The following is a 21,303-nucleotide window of genomic DNA, read 5'->3' on the forward strand; positions in this document are numbered from 1 at the left end:
CTTTAATATGGCATAAAATCCTAAAAAAAATATTACATTTTTTTTATTAAGCGGCATAATTTATTAATAACCTCCAAACTATTCCTCTGGTTTTACAATCGCAAATTTAACCAAACAATATACGAAAAGCAAGCCCAGGACCAGTATTCCAGATAAAATATTCCTGTAAGTAAAATCCTGATCGATATTATAGATGATGAAAATTGAAATAAGGAATTGAACTGTTGCATAAAGTGACGCAATAATTAAGTGCGGTATCTTCTTTTCATTAACCAATATCTGAAACAGGTGCCTCCTGTGTGCTTTAAAAATATTTTCTTTAAGATATAATCTCTCAAGTATTGTAATTACACCATCAATTCCATAAACACTTAAAAATAAAAAATAAACAGGGTTTCTGTCTTCAATACTCAGTTTTGTAATTAAGAAAAGAATAATCACAGCTATCGAAATACTTCCTACATCACCGGCAAAGCAAACGGCTTTCTTCCGGAAATTAAAAAAATTAAAGGCTAAAAGACTCGCTGAGATAAAATATAAAAAATTATTATCAATAAAATAAAGATGGTGATTGTTTACCATCCAAAGAGCTAAAATTACGAGTAAGCTATATCCTCCGGTAAGGCCGTTTATGCCATCCATAAAATTATATATATTGATAATACCCACTCCGACAATCAGGGATAGGGAGAAAATTAACCAGGGATATTGTGACAAAAAGTCTAGTTGATAAAGAATACAAAAAATGGCTAGAAATTGAAAGGGAAGCCTGTACCTGTTAGGAAGAGTAAAAATATCATCTGCAAAGCTGATCAGTGAAACCCCGGTAAGCCCCAGGAAAAAGAATGGATAAGAAAAGTCTGAATAAACAAAATAAGCTAATGCCGTTATAAAAAATACGACTCCTCCTCCCCTGATAGTTACTACAGAATGCGAACTCCGTTCGTTTGGCCTGTCAACAATATTAAAATAATCGGCGATACGAAAATAAACTAAGGCTAAAAAGCTGGCAAAGATTGTGAGAATTAAAAATTTAAGCATCTTGAAATGACTTTGCGGTTATCAATAATCCTTCTTCCGAATTCAACGGAAGAGGTTTCCTGATAGCCGTTTTTATTTTACTATTAGAAACCACATAATTTTCTGTTAATTTAAAAAGTCGTTCTTTTCCCAGAGGTAACTTTAGAATGTCTCCTATGCTGGCAAAGAAGAAGACAACTTTCTTAGGGACTTTCCACAATCTCGCAGACTTTCCTGTTGATTGGCTTAATATTTCAACAACCCTGCTGGTAGATAAAGGACCATCATCTGCAACATTATAAACGCCTGAAGGAATATCCCCTCCTTCTATAAGTTCTTTGACAATAAAACATAAATTATCAATACTCAAAAAGGATCTTTTATTATCAAAAGCGGCCAGGGGATACGGAATACCTTTTTTAACAAAATTATACAATAAAGTTAAATTTCCCTTATTTCCAACGCCGTGTATCATACATGGCCTGAGAATGTAAACCCTTTTATTTCCTGGCAGATTCTTTAAAATATACTCCTCTGCCATCAATTTAGATTTTCCATAATGAGTTAAAGGATTTGGTATAGTATCTTCAGTTAAAATTTCGTCCGTACTATCTGCGACCGCTTTAACCGAACTAAGTGTAATAAATACCATTGCTTCTGAAGCTAAAAAAGCATCGAATATTTTTTTTGTCAGCTCGGTATTAACTTCATAATATTCTTCGGGCCTTGAAACATTTTTCAAATCATGTGCCTTTCCTGCGAGGTGAATTATGGCTTCAAATCCACTCGAGTCTATATCTTCATTTCTATTTATCTTTTTTACAGTATACTGGTTGTCATGAAGGTATTTTTGGAGATTTTTCCCAACAAAACCTGTAATGCCCGAGATAAGAATCGTCATGATTTCTAAGATTCAATTTGTAAATACTTAAAACAATGCAGCATATTTCTCTGTAATAACTGACCATCTGTATCTTCTCCCGGCAATTTCCTTCATAATATTTCTATACAAATTTGTGTTTATTTCACCTCTTTCAAAAGCTGTAATTAAATTACCAAGCTCCTCTTCATCATTAAAGTACAGTGCTTTCCCTTCCGTTGTTTCAATATTATAACTTACTCCGAGAACGATGCAACAAAGTCCGAGAGTCATTGCCTCGACCAAAGACGGATTAGTACCACCAACACTATGTCCATGAACATATATACCGCAATTACTTCTTAATTCATCTAAAGTCTGTTGTTCATATATCGGATCCAATAAAGTCAGATTATCATATGAAGAATACTGATCTCTTAATTCTTTACCATACTGACTGTTATTCCAGTTCCCAATAAGTATTAACCTGGTATTTGAATTACTAAAAGCACTTAATAATAAATGAATATTGTTCTCCGGTTCAATTCTGCAGACTTTAAAAGCATATTGCCCCTCTTCAATTGAGTATTTGTTTTTTGTTTTTTCACTCAACTTAACAAAAGATGCATTATCTCCACCATATTCGATCAGCTCACTTTTCCTTTTATATGTTTCAGAAATATATTTCTGAATATGCACATTATCTGCAACAATCACATGTGCGTACTTTATTCCTATTTTCTCTGACAACAATAAAAAGTTCTGTATATTTTTATTCCACTTCCCTCTATTCCATTCCAGTCCATCCGGATTTAGTATGATTTTTTTTCCGAACAATTTTACAATCGGGAAGAAGATACATCCTGAGGTTCCCAAAACCAATAAAGTATCATATTTGACCGCTCCATGAAAAAGCGAGACCATGTCATAAAAAACGCTCTGATAACCGTTAGCCTTTAAGTTGATGATTTTCAGTTTTGCCCCATTATATTCTTTCAGGCCTTTTACTGCGTCATGAGAACTTGTGTAAACAGTTAATGCGAACCTCTCTCTTAAATTCAAAGTAAGGTGATTCAATAATTGGTCCCAACCTCCATATCTTCCGGGTAAACCATTTGTACCGACCACCCCTATTTTCTTTTTCATGTATAAAACTTTATGAATTAATTACTTTCTCTATCTGATCAATCATATTATCATAAGAAAATGAATCTGCTTTTATTTTGGCTTCTTCTGACATCTTGTTGTATAAGGAACTATCCTTAAAAAGTAAATTTATTTTGCCGATCAACTGATCAATGTCTCTTGAATCTACTTTAAAGCCCTGAACACCGTCATCTACTATTTCAGCAATTCCACCAACAGGAGGTACAATTACAGGAATCCCATAAGTCATGGCTTCCAAGGCTGTCAACCCAAAGGTTTCAACCCACTCATTGGTTAAAGATAAATTTACAACTAAATCAGCCTTCCTATACCAGGGATGAAGATTTGTTCTTGTTGACAGAATTTGAAGATTTTGAGGCTTTTCAAGAGTATGGAAAAAAGAATCTACCTCCTCGTCGTCCGCGTTTAAAATTAAAGTAAAAGAATATTCTTTAAGCATCTTTGCCAGCTCTAAGAACACTAATACTCCTTTGTAAACCCGCAGAGAGCAAATCATCAAAATATTGTAGCTCGCCCTACCCCTCTCTTTGTTTTTCCTGGCCATTGAAGTAAACTCAGGAGACAAAGAATTATATACAAGCGTTTTTTTACTTGTGGGTAAATCAAAGCAGTCAAATAAATATTTAGACACAAAAATAGATTTTCCAGAATATTTTTTAAAAATTGTAATGGCGATGTTCTGAATCAGGTTTTTAGTCACCGGTTTTTCGTGAACATGATAAATAACCTCTTTTTTAACGAAAGCCGCTCCAAAAGCCGCTCCGAAAGGAAGGATCGTATTGATGTATATTTTCGAGTTTACATCTTTGCGATGTCTTAAAACTGCAAAAAAATACCGCAGCTGTGCATAAATGAACAGTATTAAAGTAAGAACTTTATTTGATGAGAATTTATAGACTACCTCATTATACTTAACGCCAGTAATATTGGAAAGAAAACCTGTTTCTGAAGTAGAGGAATACAACTCTATTTCATACCCTTTTTTTATAAGCCCTTTCATGATGAGAGACAGCACATGCGGGCTTCCGCTATGATCATTAAGCATGTGGAAAAAAATCACTTTCCTTTTTAATATCTTTTCCATCTAATTCCGGCTTTTAATAAGTTTAGCAGGAACTCCACCATAAATACTATTTTCTTTATAGGTACCAGCAACAACTACTGCACCGGCAGCAATAATACAACCAGATTCAATATTTGCTCCATCCAAAATAGTAACTTTAGAACCAATCCAACAATTTTCCCCAATTTTTATACCCTGATGGCTAACACCCTGGAGTCGGATCGGTACATTTAAATCCGCATAGTTATGGTTTTCTGAATGAAGACTCACAAAATTTCCCATTATTGTGTCATTGCCAATGCTTATACCACCAGCACATCCCAGAAGTGAAAAGCTACCTATTCCAACATTATCTCCAATTATTAAGCCCACTCCTTTATGATGTATCGAACCGCTGCATTCTACATGGCTGTTCTTTCCAATTGAAACATTCTTCCCTAAAACTATACCATTTTCGGAATAGGCATCCACATAGCATCCGTCATGAATCACAGCGTTACCTGAGAATTGAAACTTTGATGCACATCTTACCGTAACATTCCTGCCTATTCCAATCAATAACTTACTCTTCCGGAAGGTTAGAAACCCTCTGGCAAATGAAATTCCATTTCTCAAAATAAAACCTCCAAAATAGCGAGCATTCAGGTCACCTTCAAAATCCTTTTTCTCTCCCCGGTATAAATAATAAACAGTAGACAGTAATTTACTAATCATGTTGATTTTTGATTAAAATTTACTATTGCTTCATTATAATATTTCTCAATATCCTGAATTCTGCTTGATGCAGTATACTTGTTTAGACAAACAGAAAAATGATTTCTTTTCTCATCCAGAATCCTGGGCTCTTCTAATATTAGTTTTAGTTTCTCTCTGAATCTCAACACTAAATCGTCATAATTTTTGACATCTAAAGCGACTAAAAACCCACATTTATCGCAAATTACATTCGCCATTCCACAATGATCTAATGAAATAGTCGGAACCCCACTTTCAAAAGCCTCCCAAAGTACCGTGGGCGTTCCTTCAGATAAAGATGTTGATATATGTAAATCTGCTGATTGCAAAAGGTCCTTTACCTGACTTCTTGGCACTTGCCCAATAAAAGAGATTTTTGAATCTAATTTATTAAACACTGCATTCTCTTCCATTTTATTTCTTAGTGCACCATCTCCGACCACATTCAAACTCCAGTTATACTGATTAAGTCCACTTAGAGCATCCAGTAAAAGAGTTAAATTCTTACGAGCATCAATACTTCCGATCCATATCAAATTTAGTTTTGAATAATCCTTCGGATTAACTTTTATTAAATTACTTTTCACAAAGGTCTCAGGTAGAATGTAAGACTTTTTCCTAAAGTATTTTAAAATATTATCTGAGTCTGTTTTTGTAACGGAAATAATGACGTCTGCCCTTTGAGCTGCCTTTTTGATCCGCATTGAAAAATTCAAATATGCCCATTTTACAAAGTTTCTGAAAAGTATACTTAACGCAGATTTCTTGTTTTTCCAGTTAATCAAATTTGTTGGAAGTATATATGTCCCACTTATTGAACCCCAAACAAAAGGAGCATCAATTTTCCATAAAAACCCAGGTTCTCTAAAACCTGTAGGATTCAACTGATGAATAATGTCAAAATGATTTTCTTTTTGAAGTTTTTTCGCAATACGATAAACGTCCCATTGATAGAAATAAAATGCAGGAGAAAAAAAAATCCAGAAACCCAGAATATTTAGTTTATTAATATTCCTTGCCCAAAAGCCAGGATTTACTTTTATAAATTTTATGTTCTCATTGTATCCATTCTTACTTATTTCTTCTATTTCCGATGTGTCGCCCATATCATTACCTGAGGCTCCATAAAGTACATAAACCAAATATTTCTCTGCTAAAACATTTACGGCATTCCATCCAATGGCATACTCAGACCCTTTAGTAGGAGATAAGGCATAAATATTTACCAGTATTTTCTTTCTGTGTTCCATTTTTAATTTTCTATATGCTAATTTTTAGAATGTATCAGTTTTGATAAGTATCCCTGATAAAAAGTTACCAGTAAATCTAACCACATGCTTTTATAGTGTTTTTGTCTTATCATCTTTTCTTCAGAGTGACTCTTTTCCGTATTTTGAGATGCTCCGCCTACTCTCATATAAATCAACACATCATCTATGACATTAAATTTCGAATTCTCTTTTACAGCCCTCAAGGTCCAGTCATAATCTATCGCAATTGAATAGTTCAGATTAAACAAGCCTACTTTTTTAGCTATGCTTACAGGTGTGTACATAGTAGGATGGAGGACATACATGCCGAAAGGTAGCAGATGCGGCCTGCTTTTCATTTTCTTTATAAAGCTGCCGGTTTGGGTAATCAGATTTAAAGAGCCACAAATAATTGTTTGCTCATCAGTATAATTATCAGCAATAATACCGACACACTTATCTGAAGAAAAATAATCATCAGAGTTTAAAAAGCCTACCAAGCCTTCTTTACAATATGCCAATCCTTTATTAAATGCATCTGCAATACCTTTATCAGGTTCTGACAAAATGACTTTTATATGATCAGAATATTTTTTTATTATTTCCATTGACGAATCCTGAGACCCGCCATCAATTAAGATATAATTAATGTTTTTATAATCTTGATTTATTACGCTCAGGATAGTTTGCTCTATGTACTTTTCTGAATTGAACGAAATGGTAATAATATTTACTAATGGCCTCATATTTCCCTGTTTTTTTAAAATAATTCTCCGTACATCTTATAATCTATCATTTTGAAATATATGACAAATAAAAACACATACAGAAACTCAAATTCTAAGTTAAAAAAGCTCGAAACAACAAGGTTCGCTACTATTAATGAGGCTATAGAAGCTTTCACCAATCTTTCTAAAAATAAGACTTTAGAGTCCCCCGGAAAAACTAAAGACACTTTAGTCGTATCTTTGAAAATATAGAAGAAAAAGAAGAAATATAATAAAATACCTGAAAGTCCGGTTTTGATTAATAAATATAAGAACCCATTATGTAAAATGGGGATGAATCGGAATTCTGTATTTCCCAATGGCACATACATTCCAAGATCTACCATTGCTCCAAAACCCTTCCCAAAAACTTTTTCTAAAGAAGTCCCTTCTCCAAAAGAAGAAATAGCCATTAGTGATTCAAATCCGCGAAAATTAATTATGATGTCTCGCTGGGTTGAATAATCTTTTGTTTCCAGTTCGGTGAATGACCTGATTAATTTAGTCATAAAAGTCATCCCCCCCCTGTCAGTCTTTTCGTCATACGATTCAAAGCTTCCGATACTTATTACTGCAAAAAGCGGGATGAGCGTAATGAGGATAATTACAATCCTCTTTTTAAAACTGATCGCATTGAAATACATAAAAAACAAAAAGACAATTCCAATAACCAGGTATGTCCTGGATCCGGATAAAATCAGGGCAATTATATTGATCGCTATTGCAGAATATCTGACAAGTCCATTATAAGGAATAGTTATCCCGATTCTTTTATTGAACAACAATATAAATAATGATATAATCATGAGTGAGTTGCCCGGACTTACTTCATTTCTGATCAAAGTAAAATTATTAACCAGGTCAAAGTCAAACTTTTGTATAGAAATAGCTGTATGCAAAAATGAAAAAATGATACCTAATAAAACAAATAATGAAATAACTTCTTCCAAAGAAAACTTCTTTGCCAAAACGTATCCCATCATAATGCAGATGACGGGAATAAGAAAATAATAAATATCTCTGATAACATCTACAAACGGGAATCTCAATAATCCCGTAATACCTAATAATATAGGCAAAATCACCAAAGGCAATCGTTTAAAAAAATATCTGTCTATTCTGCTGAAAGGGAACCCCACCAGTAAAATTAAAATATTCACAATGTAATTCGGCCAGAACATTTCCTTAAAGAAAATCAGCACAACAAGAACTAATAATAATATAAAGACTATTTTCTTTTGCATTTCTTATCACTGTTAGTTCTTATATCTTACAATTCTATTTATAAAATACTCCATCCACTTGTAATAATTGAGATGTATTCGGATCTGAAAAAACCGGTTCCAAAAAACACAAACGATATCCCAAATCTGAAAGATAATTTATCATTTCAACCATTAGTGGCTCATCTTCATACAATTCAATCAATGACATTTCTAATTGTATTCCTTTAATACTAGACATTGAATTAAGGCCACCTTCCAGAACTCTCTTTTCAAAACCCTGAGTATCTACTTTTAAAAAAATATTTCTCTGAATATCCAGAACCTTCTCTTCAAATAAGGTATCAAGCTTTTTAATGATAATTTCTTCTCTTCTTGTATAGACGGACTGCGGGGCACTTTTTAAATGATTTGGCGACATATCTAAAATTGAACTACTCTCGGAATTTGACGCTACATTTATTTCACTTTTGCCGTCAAAATCACCTATGGCAATGTTAAATACTTTCCACTGATCGTCGTGACCGGATCTTTTTTTTAGTTTTTCAAAAGCGTCTTTCAATGGCTCAAAAGAATAGATATCCCCATTGTAACCTAATGAACGGATGGTATTTGCATAATCTCCAACATTTGCCCCAATATCAAGCAATAAGTTTATTTCATACTTTTCAAGCAATGCAGCTGGCCTAAAAACCCCTGCCGGTCTTTTTTGAATATTTATACCATTTCTCCTTAAATAATACTTAAACTTTGAAAACATTTTTAACATAAGTGTGAAATTAAAGTTTGATTCCTTTGTCTATTTATTCCATATGCCGTTCGCCGTTTTTGACACAATTTTTTTGTATTGAATGTATGTTACAAAAACCAGTGGTAAAAGAATGATTGTAGAAGCATTTATTACCCCCGAAACCCCCATATACTTTGTCAAAATATAGGCAAGGGGCAAATAAAAGACTAATGCAAATATAGAATGTATTGTTTGAATATAGATTTTACCCGTCCCATTGATTACATAAATATAAGTCGAATGCAAGTTATATACGATAGCATAAATTGAAATTGAAACTGAAATTGAAAAAGGTATGTGAACGGTTTTGCCAATCCAGAAATCATAAAAGAAATTTGAGATAAGAATTAATAACGCTGTTAACAGAATGGAGAGATACCATAGTTTTTGTATCTTTTTTACTGAATTTCGTATCCAGTCAATGTCGCCTTTTGCATATGCATTCGTAAAAGCTGACCACATAGGATTAACAATTATAACAAATATAACCATAATGATATTGAAATATTTGTATGCAATATTATAAGAAGTAACTTCTTTAGCCCCGTAAAGCTGAATAATAATAAAATTTGAGGAAGAAAATATTAATAATGTACTCAGTTGAATAATAAAGAACTTAACCCCAAGCCCCAATAAATCTTTAATATACTTTACGTTTACACTAGCATAGCTTGGGGCTATTAATTTATATCTTCCCCTGAAAAGGATTATTGATGCTATAGAAAAAACAAACGGATAAGTAATGCTGAAAGCGATCGAAACCAATTTCAGAGAGCCTTTTGTAGTCTCTGTTAATATAAAAATAATAATCACAGATAATATACTGCTTACTACACTTAAGAGGGTATCAAATGCCGGACGCTGATCAGCTAAAAGAATTATGCCCAATAGTTTGAATACAAACCTAAGACAAAATAAGCCACAGAGCCACAAAACCATTCCTGAAATATATTCACCAGATTCAGGGCTGATATTTAATATCACACTCCAATTTAAAAACTGGTTAATTGAAGTCATTATTAAAAAAAAACCTGCCGAAATTAAAATAAAAAAGACAAAGGCTGTGCTAACATATGATTTACCTAATTCATAGTCTTTTTTGGCCAATGCCTCTGATAATTTATTGCGAAGTCCGTGTCCGATTCCAATATCAAAAAAGTCAACCCAAATTAATATTGAACTGAGGGTTAGCCAAATACCATATTCTGTAGGATTCAGATAATTAATGGTTATCGGAACAACGATAAACGAAACAAGTATACTAACCCCTCTTAAAAAAAACAGAGATATTATATTCAATTTTAAAAGGACTGACCTTTCGTGACCCTTTGTGAAAAAATTTTTTATTTTTTTTATTTGATTCATCAAATAAGCCTTAGTTTTTAATCGTACATTAAAATTTATCTGCCATGGAAAATACCTCTTCCTAAATTGAATCCGCTACTACAATCGGCCATCAACCATGTCCCTATCCAGAAATGATTTAGCATCAAATATCACTCCCTCACTAATTTTTATACTTCCATAATTGAAATCCACAAATTCATTATGGGCTACAGCCACAATAATCGCGTTATATTTAGTGCATTCACTGACATTGGTAAAAATATCCAGATCATATTCTTTCTTTACTTCTTCAACATTTGCCCATGGATCGAAAATATCTACTTCAATTCCAAACTGAATTAATTCATGATAAATATCTATTACACGTGTATTTCTCACATCGGGGCAATTCTCTTTGAAAGTAATACCCATTATTAAAGCTTTGGCTCCTTTTATTTTATGGTCCTTCTGAATCATCAGCCTCACTACTTTATTAGCCACAAAAGCACCCATCTGCTCGTTAACCATATGTCCGGAAAGGATTACATTAGGATAGTATCCCAATGTCTTGGCTTTATGGGTAAGATAATAAGGATCTACCCCTATGCAATGACCACCAACGAGACCCGGACGATACTTGATAAAGTTCCATTTCGTGGCAGCTGCATCGATTACATCCTGAGTATCAATATTCAAACGGTCACAAATTAAAGCCAGCTCATTCACAAATGAAATATTGACATTTCTTTGAGCATTTTCAATGGCTTTAGAAGCTTCAGCCACTTTAATACTGGGCGCCTTATGGGTCCCTGCTTCAATAATGGATTTGTAGAGGCTGTCAACTTTATCAGCAGTTTCAGGTGTTGAACCGCTGGTAACCTTTTTTATTTTAGTAAGTGTATTGATTTTATCTCCGGGATTTACCCGTTCAGGAGAATAACCAATATAAAAATCTTCATTATATTTTAGTCCTGACGTTTTTTCCAACACCGGAACACAGTCGTCTTCGGTACATCCTGGATAAACTGTGGACTCGTAAATAACCAAGTCCCCTTTCTTGAGTATCGACCCCAGCATTTTTGAGGCATTGATAAGTAAGGTAAGATCCGGAGCTTTAAATTTATCTATTGGTGTTGGTACAGTAACGATAAAGACATTATACAGGTCAAGATGCTGTTGATCCGATGAGAGATAAAGCCCTTTATTCTTCAATGAAAAATTGTCAGGCTTAACTATATTCTGTAAATCATTCAGATTAGACTCATTCGTACGGTCGATACCTTTTTTCAGTTCTTCAATTCTCTTAACATCTATATCAAAACCTAATACATTGTACTTCTTGCCAAATTCCATGGCAAGTGGTAAACCAACGTAACCCAATCCGATAACGGCTATTTTGGTGTCCGGAATAATATCAGTTGTTTTTCTTTTCACTTAGAGTAAGTTGAAACACAGAAGGAAACTTGATGACTTCATTTCTTGCAATTGTCTTAGTTGGTTGATTTATATAATTTTCAAACACTACAGCTTAGCTATTTTTCAATTCCATTTAACAGATCAAAGATGTAATTGTATAATCCAGGTCCTTAGCAAAAACAAAATATTAATTGGAATTAAGAATAAGCTTATAATTTTTACTTTTTAAGAGGATTATTATCAGACCTGAAATAATTCCGAAAAAAAATGCCCCTGCTAAGATAATAATTTTTTTAGGTTCACTTTTCAAGGTCGGTACTACCGGTGGTTCCAATGTTTTAAAAACAGGCGTTTCCTGATTAAGTCTGATTTTAGCCTCTTCGTATTTTTTCAATAATTCATTATAAAATGAAGATGATATCTTATACTCAGATTCAAGACGCTCACGCTGAACATCAGCGGCTTGGATACGGATAGTAGGTGCTTGAAATTGATCTGAATATTGTGCCTTTTTCTCTTGGTTAGAGTAAAATTTACCTCTGGAAACAGCTACCCTCTCCGCAAGGAATTCTACTTCTTTTCTCAATTTTTCCGTACGATAAGAAGTCACATAATTAGTAAGATAATCAATAGCAAACTTAGCAACATCAGCAGCCACAACAGGATCCGGCATTTTACTGGTAATCAAAATCAATCCGGATTTTCTATCTACAGATGCATTGACCCTGATTCTTAAATCTTTAATTCTTTTCTGATTAAGAAGATTCAAAACTAAAATTCCATTTTCTTTCACCGGGAATTTGTTCAGCATCCTATCTTCAAATTTTTTATCCTTTTCTACAGCATTATGGTAAAAATAATCAAAGGATATCTCACGATTATCTTTGGTTCTAACTTTAGTTTTGAGTAATTCGATATAAAAAGGTGTGCTGTTTATAATATCAGGATACAGATCAGGCCTTATTGCATCTGCACTGTTTCCGGCAGATCCCAAATCTACACCAGCCAAGCTGGCTAAACCGGCAAACTGACTCAATCCACTCCCCTTTGATTGTACTTCAGGTAAAATCTTCCCATCAGATATAAACTCTTCTCTGGCGGTAAAAGCATAATATGCCCCGCCCAATAGAGAAAGAAGTATTATGCAAAAGAAAATCCATTTTTCCTTCCTGAAGATCTGAGGAAGAGCTCCAAAATTGATCTTTACTTCATCACGAACATTCTGCGAAATTTCTGTCATTTCTTTACTAAATTAAACAAGGTTAACAATACAGCCGATAAGGAAACAAATCCCGTACTCATCGAGATAATCTCAGCCTTGCTCATTTTTTGTCTTCGTTTGACAGGAACAATGATTTCCATTCCCCTCTCTATTTTAGGATAATTCTTTATTCCCAGAAATGAACTTGTTCTGTCTGTTAAACCATTAGCATATCTTACATATGTTTTCTTAACAAACGCACTGTCACTGAAGCCCCCAGCCTGGGCAATGTAATTTTTAAAAGAGAAATCCGGTTGATAAGCTACTGATGTTGGATTTAAGACCTCTCCACTTATTCTAATTATCTCCACATCTTTAGGAATAACCAAGCTATCAGATTCCTCCAGAAAAAGATTGTTAATGCTTTTAGGATGCTCTACTACTTCTTTAAGATTTACAGCGACAATTTTTTTATCTCTATAGAATTGAGCTCCACTTAAATAGGCCTCAGGTCTCAACCCTCCGGCACGAACAATCAGGTCGTAAATTCTTTCATTCCTGTTCTGTATGGTGTATTTACCTGGGTAGTTAACTTCTCCCACGATACTCACCAGCTTTTGATCTTGATAGTTCGGTAATTCACGAACGAAAACTTGGTCAAACGGTCTCAAAACAGTCAACTTCGCATTCGTTAAAAGGTCCTTGGTGATTTCAAGATTGATAACTTCCACAGTTTTATCTACCAATTCGTCATTAAATAATCTTCTGGCTATTTCAATCCGTTTACCTGTGGCACCTTCTCTGAACCCTCCCGACAAGATAATCAGGTCATTCACCGTCATGTTCTCTACGAAGCGATAATCTCCGGGTTCTGTAACAGCTCCGTGAATGGTTACATTCCTTAGTTCTCTGATTTCAAGAATGGATTTAACAATCAGAGCGTCTTCTCTCTTAAGAGCAATATCAGGTATTTCACCTTTCATGAGTTTTCCCAAGTCTATTCCAATAAATTCCGGATCAAGATTTTCTCTTAATCTTCTTAGAATAGCTCTATTTAAAAAGGCATCTTCCCGAAGTCCTTCCGCCTTTTTAATCAATTGAGAGACTGTCGATAGTTCTCCCGAAATCGCGTAATCTCCCGGCCTGAAAATAGCCCCCTCAACACTTACTTTATTTTCAAACCTGTCAATAATAGCCCCGATACTCAATGAGTCACCATTATTAAGAGCAAAGTGCTCAAACTGAGACTGATCCACAGTTATCAACTTTTTCTCCTTTGCCGTCTTCCTGTTTACATTCAGGTTAGAAACGTATGCTTTCTCAGTAAATCCACCTGCAAATTTCAAAACATCTTCAACTGTTTCTTCCGGCTTAAGTTCAAATATCATTTTACGTTTGATCTCACCATCCAAAACAACTTTTCTTTCAGCCACAGGAATAAAAATAACATCCTGGTCCTGTAAACTTACATTCCCCTGTGCACTTCCTTTCATCAGAAAATCATACAAATCCAGTTTCTGAACAATCTTGTTGCCTCTCAAAAGCTGAATCGACCTGAAAGATCCGTTTTCAGAAGGCCCTCCGGATAAATACAAAGCATTAAAGAGTGTTGAAAGAGATGAAACCGTGTAAGTACCCGGATTCTTTATTTCACCAATCAGGGTCACTTTTATTGAACGGACATCTCCTAACGTAACATCCAGATTCAATGTCCCATTTCTCAGACCGGCAAACAAAGGACGTAAGCGTTGTTCTATCTTTTCCTTCGCTTTCTGAACGGATAAGCCATTGACATAAATAGGGGCCAGGTTTTCTATTTTGACTGTTCCTTCGGGTGAGATTACCAAAGAATAATGTTGAAAGGCATAGCCTGAGATATCCACACTTAATTCATCATCAGGCCCAAGAATATAATTGGACGGCGTAGCTAATCTAAGGTTGGGTTCAAAGGAAAGTCGCTTATTCTGAAACAGATAGGCTCCAAAAATTTCCTTTTTATTCAGATTGGTTTTCTCTTTTTTATCCGGTAAGGAATCTGATTTACTTTGCCTTCTTCCCAAACTATCAAGATCATCAATGAACGCTCTCTTGGAAAGATCTCCCAATTGCTCTCTGGAAGACTTTTTAGCGGTTGAAACAGCAGTACGGCTCTTGGATTTTATTTTATTATACCGTTCACGCATTTTAACGATATCCTCAGCTTTGTAGCCATTAGCCAAAGCCAGTTTTTCCATTTGCTCTTCGGTCAGTCCTTTTTCCAAAGCAGCTTTGTAATACTCCTCAATTTGTTTGTCGGTCAAAGCCTCTATATTTTCCGGCTTTTGTGCAAAGGAAACATTGAATATAAATATAAAAAGAAGAAGGAGAAATCCGAAGTTGTATCTGGGTCCTAACATATATTTTTGAGTTGACTGTAAATTCAGACAGCAAAATTACATACAAACCACAGAGTATTCCAAGCATTTCGGATAATGAATTTGTATTATAGCAAGATCAGTCCTCCATTATGTTACCCAGAAATGTATTTTTCAACAAAAACGACATTAAAAAAAAGCTGACGCCCCAGTTGAGATAAACATAGTAATAATCACTAACGTCTTTATGAACGTTGCTTTTGATCTGATTTTTCTCAAACATGTTGATCTGCTCGAAAATCTTCTCCAGAGTTTGTTCGTCTGTAGCCCTGAAAAACTGCCCTTTCCCTTCTTTGGCCAACTGTCTGAGTGTTCTCTCATCTACCACTTCTTTCTGGTTACTTTTACCGATTGCGATCGTGTAAACCCTTATTCCGAATGTTTTGGCCAGTTCTACAGCCGTCAGCGGATCAAGGCTACCTGCAGTATTGTCACCATCACTGATGATAATGGCTACCTTTGAATTTCCCGGCACATCCCTCAGGCGGTTGATACATGAAGCCAGTGCATTTCCAATGGCTGTTCCTGAAGTTTTAATGAGATCACTGTTCAATTCTTTCAGGTATTGTTTCAGCATGTCATAATCGGTGGTCAGGGGGCTAAGCGAGAAAGATTCTCCCGCAAAAACCACCAGCCCGATCCTGTCATTTTTACGGCCTGAAATGAACTTTGAAGCTACCTGCTTGGCCGCTTCGAGCCTGTTGGGTTGCAGATCATTATAAAGCATCGACTCTGAAATATCAATGCCTAATACTATATCTATCCCCTCTCCGTATTGTTCTTTACTTTGATTAAATCGCTGCGGTCTGGCCAAAGCCATTAAAATCCCTACCATTCCCAAAATAAAAAAGCCTGGTATGGTAAACCTGAGCCAGATCAGCCAGGAATTCTGAACAGAAGTGTGACTTACAGATAATTCAAGTTTTTGTTTGGACTGGGTATAAAATATCCATCTGAACAGGAAGAGAAGAGGAATGGCAAGCAAGCTGTACAGGTACCACGGATTAGCCCAGACAAACCCTTTGAGGGTTGATAGTTTAAACCATTCCAGTGAATACCATGCGGGCATAAATTAATGTTTTACTTTTTAGAAATTTTCCACGGCTTTTCTTACACTTCCGTATTTGAGCAACAGTTCATGAGCTTCCTCATGGCCGATGCCAAGTTCTTTCATCACCATCAGGGTGCCCCTTTCCACCAGCTTTTCATTGCTAAGTTGCATATCCACCATCTTATTGCCTTTCACCTTGCCAAGCTGGATCATTACAGTGGTTGAAATCATATTCAAAGCCAGCTTTTGGGCCGTTCCTGATTTCATCCGGGTGCTGCCGGTCACAAACTCAGGCCCTACCACAATCTCCACAGGAAACTCAGCTTCCTCTGCCACCGGACTTCCTGAATTGCAAACCACACAACCGGTAAGTATTCCTTTCTTTCTTGCTTCTTTTAAGCCCCCGATCACATATGGTGTCCGGCCGGAAGCGGCAATGCCGATCAACGAATCCTTTTTCCCGATTCCATTCTTCAAAAGGTCAATCCAGGCCTGTTGCTCATCATCTTCGGCGTTTTCAACTGCTTTTCTGATGGCCCCGTCTCCTCCGGCGATCAATCCCACCACCATATCGAATGGAACTCCGTATGTCGGAGGGCATTCTGAAGCATCTACAACACCGAGTCTTCCGCTGGTTCCTGCCCCGATATAAAACAACCGGCCTCCGGCTTTCATCCTTGGTACAATCTGATTAACCAATGCTTCAATCTGAGGAATGGCCTTCTCTACTGCAAAAGGCACTGTTTTATCTTCATCATTAATACCTTGTAATAACTCCGTTACAGATTTCCTGTCAAGATCCTGATGATGTGACGCGGCTTCGGTCGAGAGTTCCTCCAGATTCATTAATTCAGCCATTATACAATTGATTAAAATGTTTATAGAAGAGCGGAATGGTTTCTATTCCTTTGAAAAAGTTAAAAATACCGTAATGTTCATTGGGAGAGTGAAGTGCATCGGAATCCAATCCAAAACCAAACAATATCGATTTTAAGCCCAGTTCTTTTTCAAACAAAGCCACAATAGGGATACTTCCACCTCCACGGGTAGGTACAGGTTTTTGTCCGAATGCTTCCTCCATAGCTTTATAGGCAGCCTGGTAACCGATAGAGTCCATCGGAGTAACGTAAGGCTGGCCACCATGGTGACGGCTCACTTTTACCTTCACTGTTGGTGGAGCAATGGCCTTAAAATGTTCGGTAAATAAATCTGAGATTTCTTCCCAGTCCTGGTCAGGTACCAATCTCATTGAAATCTTGGCAAATGCTTTAGATGGCAATACGGTTTTTGAACCTTCCCCGATATAACCGCCCCAGATTCCGTTTACATCTAATGTAGGTCTGATAGAAGCTCTTTCACGGGTAGTATAGCCGGCTTCTCCTGAAACAGCGTCTACATCAAGGTCTTTTTTATATATTTCTTCATCGAAAGGAGCAGCTTCAAGTGAATCTCTTTCTTCAACGGTCAACTCTTTTACTTTATCATAAAACCCTTTGACAGTCACTTTGCCATAGGCATCATGAAGAGAGGCTATCATTTTCGAAAGCACATTGACGGGGTTGGCAACCGCCCCTCCGTACACCCCAGAGTGCAAATCACGGTTGGGTCCGGTTACTTCCACTTCCATATAAGCTAGCCCGCGAAGGCCGGTTTCAACGGAAGGAATATCATTGGCAATGATAGAGGTATCTGATATAAGGATAATGTCGGCTTTCAGTTTTTCCCTGTTCTCTTTAACAAAAGTAGCTAAGTGTTCAGATCCTACCTCTTCTTCCCCTTCAAACATGATTTTAACATTACAACACAGGGTGTTGTTAGCCATCATCGTTTCAATGGCCTTGACATGCATATAAATCTGTCCTTTATCATCACAAGCTCCCCTGGCGAAAATAGCTCCCTGCGGATGAGCAGGTGTTTCTTTTACGGTAGGTTCGAAAGGCGGTGTATCCCAAAGCTCCAGAGGGTCTGCAGGTTGTACATCATAATGTCCGTAAACCAATATAGTCGGCAAAGCCAGGTCAGTTATTTTTTCAGCATATACTATGGGATGACCCTCAGTAGGACAAATTTGTGCGGAGTCGAGACCAGCTTCCAGAAGTCTGCGTTTTATATATTCTGCGGCTTTCAGCATATCGCCTTTAAAGCGTGAATCGGCACTAACCGATGGTATCCTTAAAAACTCGAAAAGCTCATCTAAAAACCTTTGTTTATTTGACTCAATGTAATCTTTCATTAAAAAAAGTGTTGTTTATGATTCAAAAATAATACATTGATTTTATTTATTCCTGAATAATAAACAGTTGATTTGAAATTAGGACTTAAAAAAGTGAAAGAAGAGCAGGGAAGAATTATAATTATGTGGATTATTTTACTTAAAACACAGCTTAGACCGCTTGGAATCAATATTCTGTATCAAGGTTTTTTGGATGCGAATTTGTTTTCATTTCCATTGATCAGCCTCTTTACATTTTCCCTGTGCATAAAAACCAACAGTAAAAACAAACCGAGACCTACAAGAATAAGGAATAAATTTTCAGGAAACCTGACAATAAGGATTATGAAGAAAGCCAGAGAAGCCAGTAGTGATCCCAGAGAAACATATCTAGAAATTCCGACTGTAATGGCAAATACTATGACACTGATCAAAGCCCCCAGAGGGTAGATGGCCAAGATAACACCAAGAGAGGTGGCAATACCCTTACCACCTCTGAATCCTGAAAATACCGGTAATATATGGCCTACGACCGCTGCGATGCCGATCAGAAACCGGATATGAATTTCGTCAATATATAATGAAGCCAGGAAAACAGGTAAGAAGCCTTTTATCATATCGATCACCAAAACGGTAATGCCGGCCTTTTTACCTAATATTCTGAGTGAATTCGTTGCTCCTGCATTTCCACTACCGTGTTCACGGATATCTATTCCGTGAAATAACTTAGCATACCAAACTGCTGTGGGAATTGAGCCTGCCAAATATGCAAGAACAGCGAAACCTACTTCAAGTATCATTCAGATTAAATAAATAATATATGGAATTGCAAAAATACTAAAATTGTCTGATTTAAAGACACCTATTGCAATAAATTATTATAGATAGCTGAATATTAAGTATTTACAACTAATTCTTGATTATATATTATTTAAATATTTTAATTTCTGTTTAATCCTTTTTTCTTCAGTGCCAGATCATGTGCTGTGTCATAGTATGATCTGAGATTAGTCCAGTCAAACACATCTGAGATATTTTCCACGCGGTTTCTCTGCATAATTCTATCTCTTCTGTTCATTGTTACAAATTTGAACAATATATTGGCCAGCTGATCAGCGGCCTGATCAAAGCTCTTGTCCTTACGATTCACTACATACACACCCACATTGTCATAATCACGCATCAGTTGCATCATAAAATCACCGAAGCCTGACAAATCACTGGTTACTGTCGGAATACCCCTGACGACACATTCCAACGGTGTATAGCCCCATGGTTCATAGTAACTCGGGAAAACACCCAAATGGCAGCCTCTTACAAACTGGCTGTACTCCAATCCGAAAAGCGGGTTGGTCGGAGAAATAAAATCAGGATGGTAAACAAATTTCACCCGGTCCTGCTCATGGTTCATCAGGTTGGTCTTCTTAAAGAAATCGGTAATACCGTCTTCTTCCTTCAGAAGGTGAGTAACCGTATGAGGCAATTTCTTGGTTTTCCAGGTTTGTATGGTCCTTCTCAGTCTAAGCCTCCAGTACTCATCCACAAACTCGTTCAGATCAGGTAGGGTCGTATCATCATTGGAAGCTGAAGCATGGAAAAGGTGCTCTCCCACCTGCTGCTCTATAGATTCACAGGTCTGACGAATTTCCTCCATAACGGCCCTTGATTGCAAAACCTCAGGATTAATCGAATGAACCGGATTCCTGGTAATGATAAACATCACGACGGTGGTATCCAGCCCGGCCTGAACGATCTTGAAATTAAGTCGCTTAAGGGCTTCCAAAGTCAGGTCATATCCTTTATTCTTGAACTCATATCTCCCGGAAGTAAAGAAGAAAAGGGTGTTATCAAGGTCCCATGAATAACTCTGGAAGAAATGTCCCATCACAAACTGATGTATTTTCTGTTTGTATTTCAAATGGAGATTCTGGAACTCGTGGGTAGCCGCAAACCTCGTAATGTTGAGCCCATTCGGCAAAATAAGATCACAGGTTCTGCCAAAAAACACTTCGCATTCTTTAGAAGTCACATCACTGACTGTGGTCAATACATGACATTTCTGAGCCGATAGCCTTTCGATGCCTGCCTGGGCTTCAATCCCGTAGTATTTTGCTTCCTGCTCCCAGTCATATCTGTGAAGATTCTCATAAAAATCGCTCACGTTACCGGCAATGTACCTGCCCAGCATCGTAGCGTGGGTAGTAAAAACAGTAGCCAGCGGAACGTTTTCTTTTCTGAGATCAAGCAAAGCAGTGGAAGCCATCCATTCATGAAAATGGGCAATACAATCATTCTTTTTGCCACAGTTTTCAGTAAACTCTTTCAGATACTGATAAATCAGATCACCGAAAGCAATCACTTTATTGACAAGCTCCTCACAATTTATCGTCGATATCTTGTGGTTGTTCCACAGATCAAACTTCAGTTTGTCGATATGGTTAAGGGCAGAAGAAAAGTCAACCAAGATGATTCTCGGGCGTCCTGTGACCAACCATCTTCCGTAAAAAACATCCAGGCCCTGAGACCTGAGATTCTGGGCTGTTTTTGAAAAAACAGAATCGTCGTCATCCTGCCTTTCAAATTCAATAGAAGCTGTCTGTGTAAAGTATGGACCAATAAGACAGTAGTTATCCCCCCACTCTTCGACCATGGCAGGGACTTTAGATCTGATTACCGTATATATACCTCCAACCTGATTACATACTTCCCAGGCAACTTCAAAAAGGATCGGCTTAGCACTTTGCTTGGGTTCAATTTTGATGGTCTCCTCTGATTCTTTCTTTAATTTCTTAATTGACATGTCGGGTTA

18 protein-coding genes are annotated in these 21,303 nt (G+C 36.5%); all 18 read right to left on the minus strand.

Annotation, left to right across the window (positions count from 1 at the left end):
- Nucleotides 1-78 precede the first annotated feature (78 nt).
- The 18 genes from GVN16_RS15045 to GVN16_RS15130 all read right to left on the minus strand — a co-directional run bounded on the left by GVN16_RS15045 (nucleotide 79) and on the right by GVN16_RS15130 (nucleotide 21,294).
- Nucleotides 79-1,041, minus strand: a complete 963-nt coding sequence (locus tag GVN16_RS15045) for a glycosyltransferase family 4 protein (protein ID WP_166564742.1) — start codon at nucleotides 1,039-1,041, stop codon at nucleotides 79-81.
- Nucleotides 1,034-1,921 (minus strand): NAD-dependent epimerase/dehydratase family protein, encoded by an 888-nt coding sequence (locus tag GVN16_RS15050; RefSeq protein ID WP_205748879.1) that lies wholly within the window; start codon nucleotides 1,919-1,921, stop codon nucleotides 1,034-1,036. Before GVN16_RS15050 ends, GVN16_RS15045 begins: the two co-directional genes overlap by 8 nt.
- 27 nt (nucleotides 1,922-1,948) lie before the next feature.
- Nucleotides 1,949-3,025, minus strand: a complete 1,077-nt coding sequence (locus GVN16_RS15055) for a DUF1972 domain-containing protein (RefSeq protein WP_166564743.1) — start codon at nucleotides 3,023-3,025, stop codon at nucleotides 1,949-1,951.
- A 10-nt stretch (nucleotides 3,026-3,035) separates the two neighbouring features.
- Nucleotides 3,036-4,130, minus strand: coding sequence for a glycosyltransferase family 4 protein (locus GVN16_RS15060; RefSeq protein WP_166564744.1), 1,095 nt, complete (start codon nucleotides 4,128-4,130; stop codon nucleotides 3,036-3,038).
- The gene (locus GVN16_RS15065; protein WP_166564745.1) at nucleotides 4,131-4,823 is read right to left on the minus strand and encodes a DapH/DapD/GlmU-related protein; all 693 of its coding nucleotides are present in this window, start codon (nucleotides 4,821-4,823) and stop codon (nucleotides 4,131-4,133) included.
- Nucleotides 4,820-6,094: a glycosyltransferase family 4 protein gene (locus GVN16_RS15070; protein WP_166564746.1), complete on the minus strand. Its 1,275-nt coding sequence runs from the start codon at nucleotides 6,092-6,094 to the stop codon at nucleotides 4,820-4,822. Before GVN16_RS15070 ends, GVN16_RS15065 begins: the two co-directional genes overlap by 4 nt.
- 17 nt (nucleotides 6,095-6,111) lie before the next feature.
- On the minus strand, nucleotides 6,112-6,840 hold the full coding sequence (locus GVN16_RS15075) for a glycosyltransferase family 2 protein (RefSeq protein ID WP_166564747.1): 729 nt from the start codon (nucleotides 6,838-6,840) through the stop codon (nucleotides 6,112-6,114).
- 14 nt (nucleotides 6,841-6,854) lie between these two features.
- Entirely contained in the window at nucleotides 6,855-8,105 is a 1,251-nt protein-coding gene (locus GVN16_RS15080; RefSeq protein ID WP_166564748.1) for a hypothetical protein, read from the minus strand.
- Nucleotides 8,106-8,139: 34 nt separating this feature from the next.
- The gene (locus GVN16_RS15085) at nucleotides 8,140-8,844 is read right to left on the minus strand and encodes an FkbM family methyltransferase (protein WP_166564749.1); all 705 of its coding nucleotides are present in this window, start codon (nucleotides 8,842-8,844) and stop codon (nucleotides 8,140-8,142) included.
- 39 nt (nucleotides 8,845-8,883) lie between these two features.
- Nucleotides 8,884-10,239, minus strand: a complete 1,356-nt coding sequence (locus tag GVN16_RS15090) for a lipopolysaccharide biosynthesis protein (RefSeq protein ID WP_166564750.1) — start codon at nucleotides 10,237-10,239, stop codon at nucleotides 8,884-8,886.
- 78 nt (nucleotides 10,240-10,317) lie between these two features.
- Nucleotides 10,318-11,634, minus strand: coding sequence for a nucleotide sugar dehydrogenase (locus tag GVN16_RS15095; protein WP_310587435.1), 1,317 nt, complete (start codon nucleotides 11,632-11,634; stop codon nucleotides 10,318-10,320).
- Between the two features lie 169 nt (nucleotides 11,635-11,803).
- A complete protein-coding gene (locus tag GVN16_RS15100; protein ID WP_166564751.1) occupies nucleotides 11,804-12,856 on the minus strand; it encodes a Wzz/FepE/Etk N-terminal domain-containing protein in 1,053 nt (350 codons plus the stop codon).
- Nucleotides 12,853-15,213, minus strand: coding sequence for an SLBB domain-containing protein (locus tag GVN16_RS15105; protein ID WP_166564752.1), 2,361 nt, complete (start codon nucleotides 15,211-15,213; stop codon nucleotides 12,853-12,855). The genes GVN16_RS15100 and GVN16_RS15105 overlap by 4 nt, the downstream gene beginning before the upstream one ends.
- Before the next feature lie 97 nt (nucleotides 15,214-15,310).
- On the minus strand, nucleotides 15,311-16,300 hold the full coding sequence (locus GVN16_RS15110; RefSeq protein WP_166564753.1) for a VWA domain-containing protein: 990 nt from the start codon (nucleotides 16,298-16,300) through the stop codon (nucleotides 15,311-15,313).
- Between the two features lie 18 nt (nucleotides 16,301-16,318).
- Nucleotides 16,319-17,140 (minus strand): N-acetylmuramic acid 6-phosphate etherase, encoded by an 822-nt coding sequence (murQ, locus tag GVN16_RS15115; RefSeq protein ID WP_166564754.1) that lies wholly within the window; start codon nucleotides 17,138-17,140, stop codon nucleotides 16,319-16,321.
- Entirely contained in the window at nucleotides 17,133-18,515 is a 1,383-nt protein-coding gene (locus tag GVN16_RS15120; protein ID WP_166564755.1) for a dipeptidase, read from the minus strand. The genes murQ and GVN16_RS15120 overlap by 8 nt, the downstream gene beginning before the upstream one ends.
- 179 nt (nucleotides 18,516-18,694) lie before the next feature.
- Nucleotides 18,695-19,294: a glycerol-3-phosphate 1-O-acyltransferase PlsY gene (gene plsY / locus GVN16_RS15125; RefSeq protein ID WP_166564756.1), complete on the minus strand. Its 600-nt coding sequence runs from the start codon at nucleotides 19,292-19,294 to the stop codon at nucleotides 18,695-18,697.
- Nucleotides 19,295-19,434: 140 nt separating this feature from the next.
- On the minus strand, nucleotides 19,435-21,294 hold the full coding sequence (locus tag GVN16_RS15130) for a glycogen synthase (RefSeq protein WP_205748880.1): 1,860 nt from the start codon (nucleotides 21,292-21,294) through the stop codon (nucleotides 19,435-19,437).
- Nucleotides 21,295-21,303 lie beyond the last annotated feature (9 nt).

Origin of the sequence: Emticicia sp. CRIBPO (assembly GCF_009905725.1) — a bacterium.
GTDB lineage: Bacteria > Bacteroidota > Bacteroidia > Cytophagales > Spirosomataceae > Leadbetterella.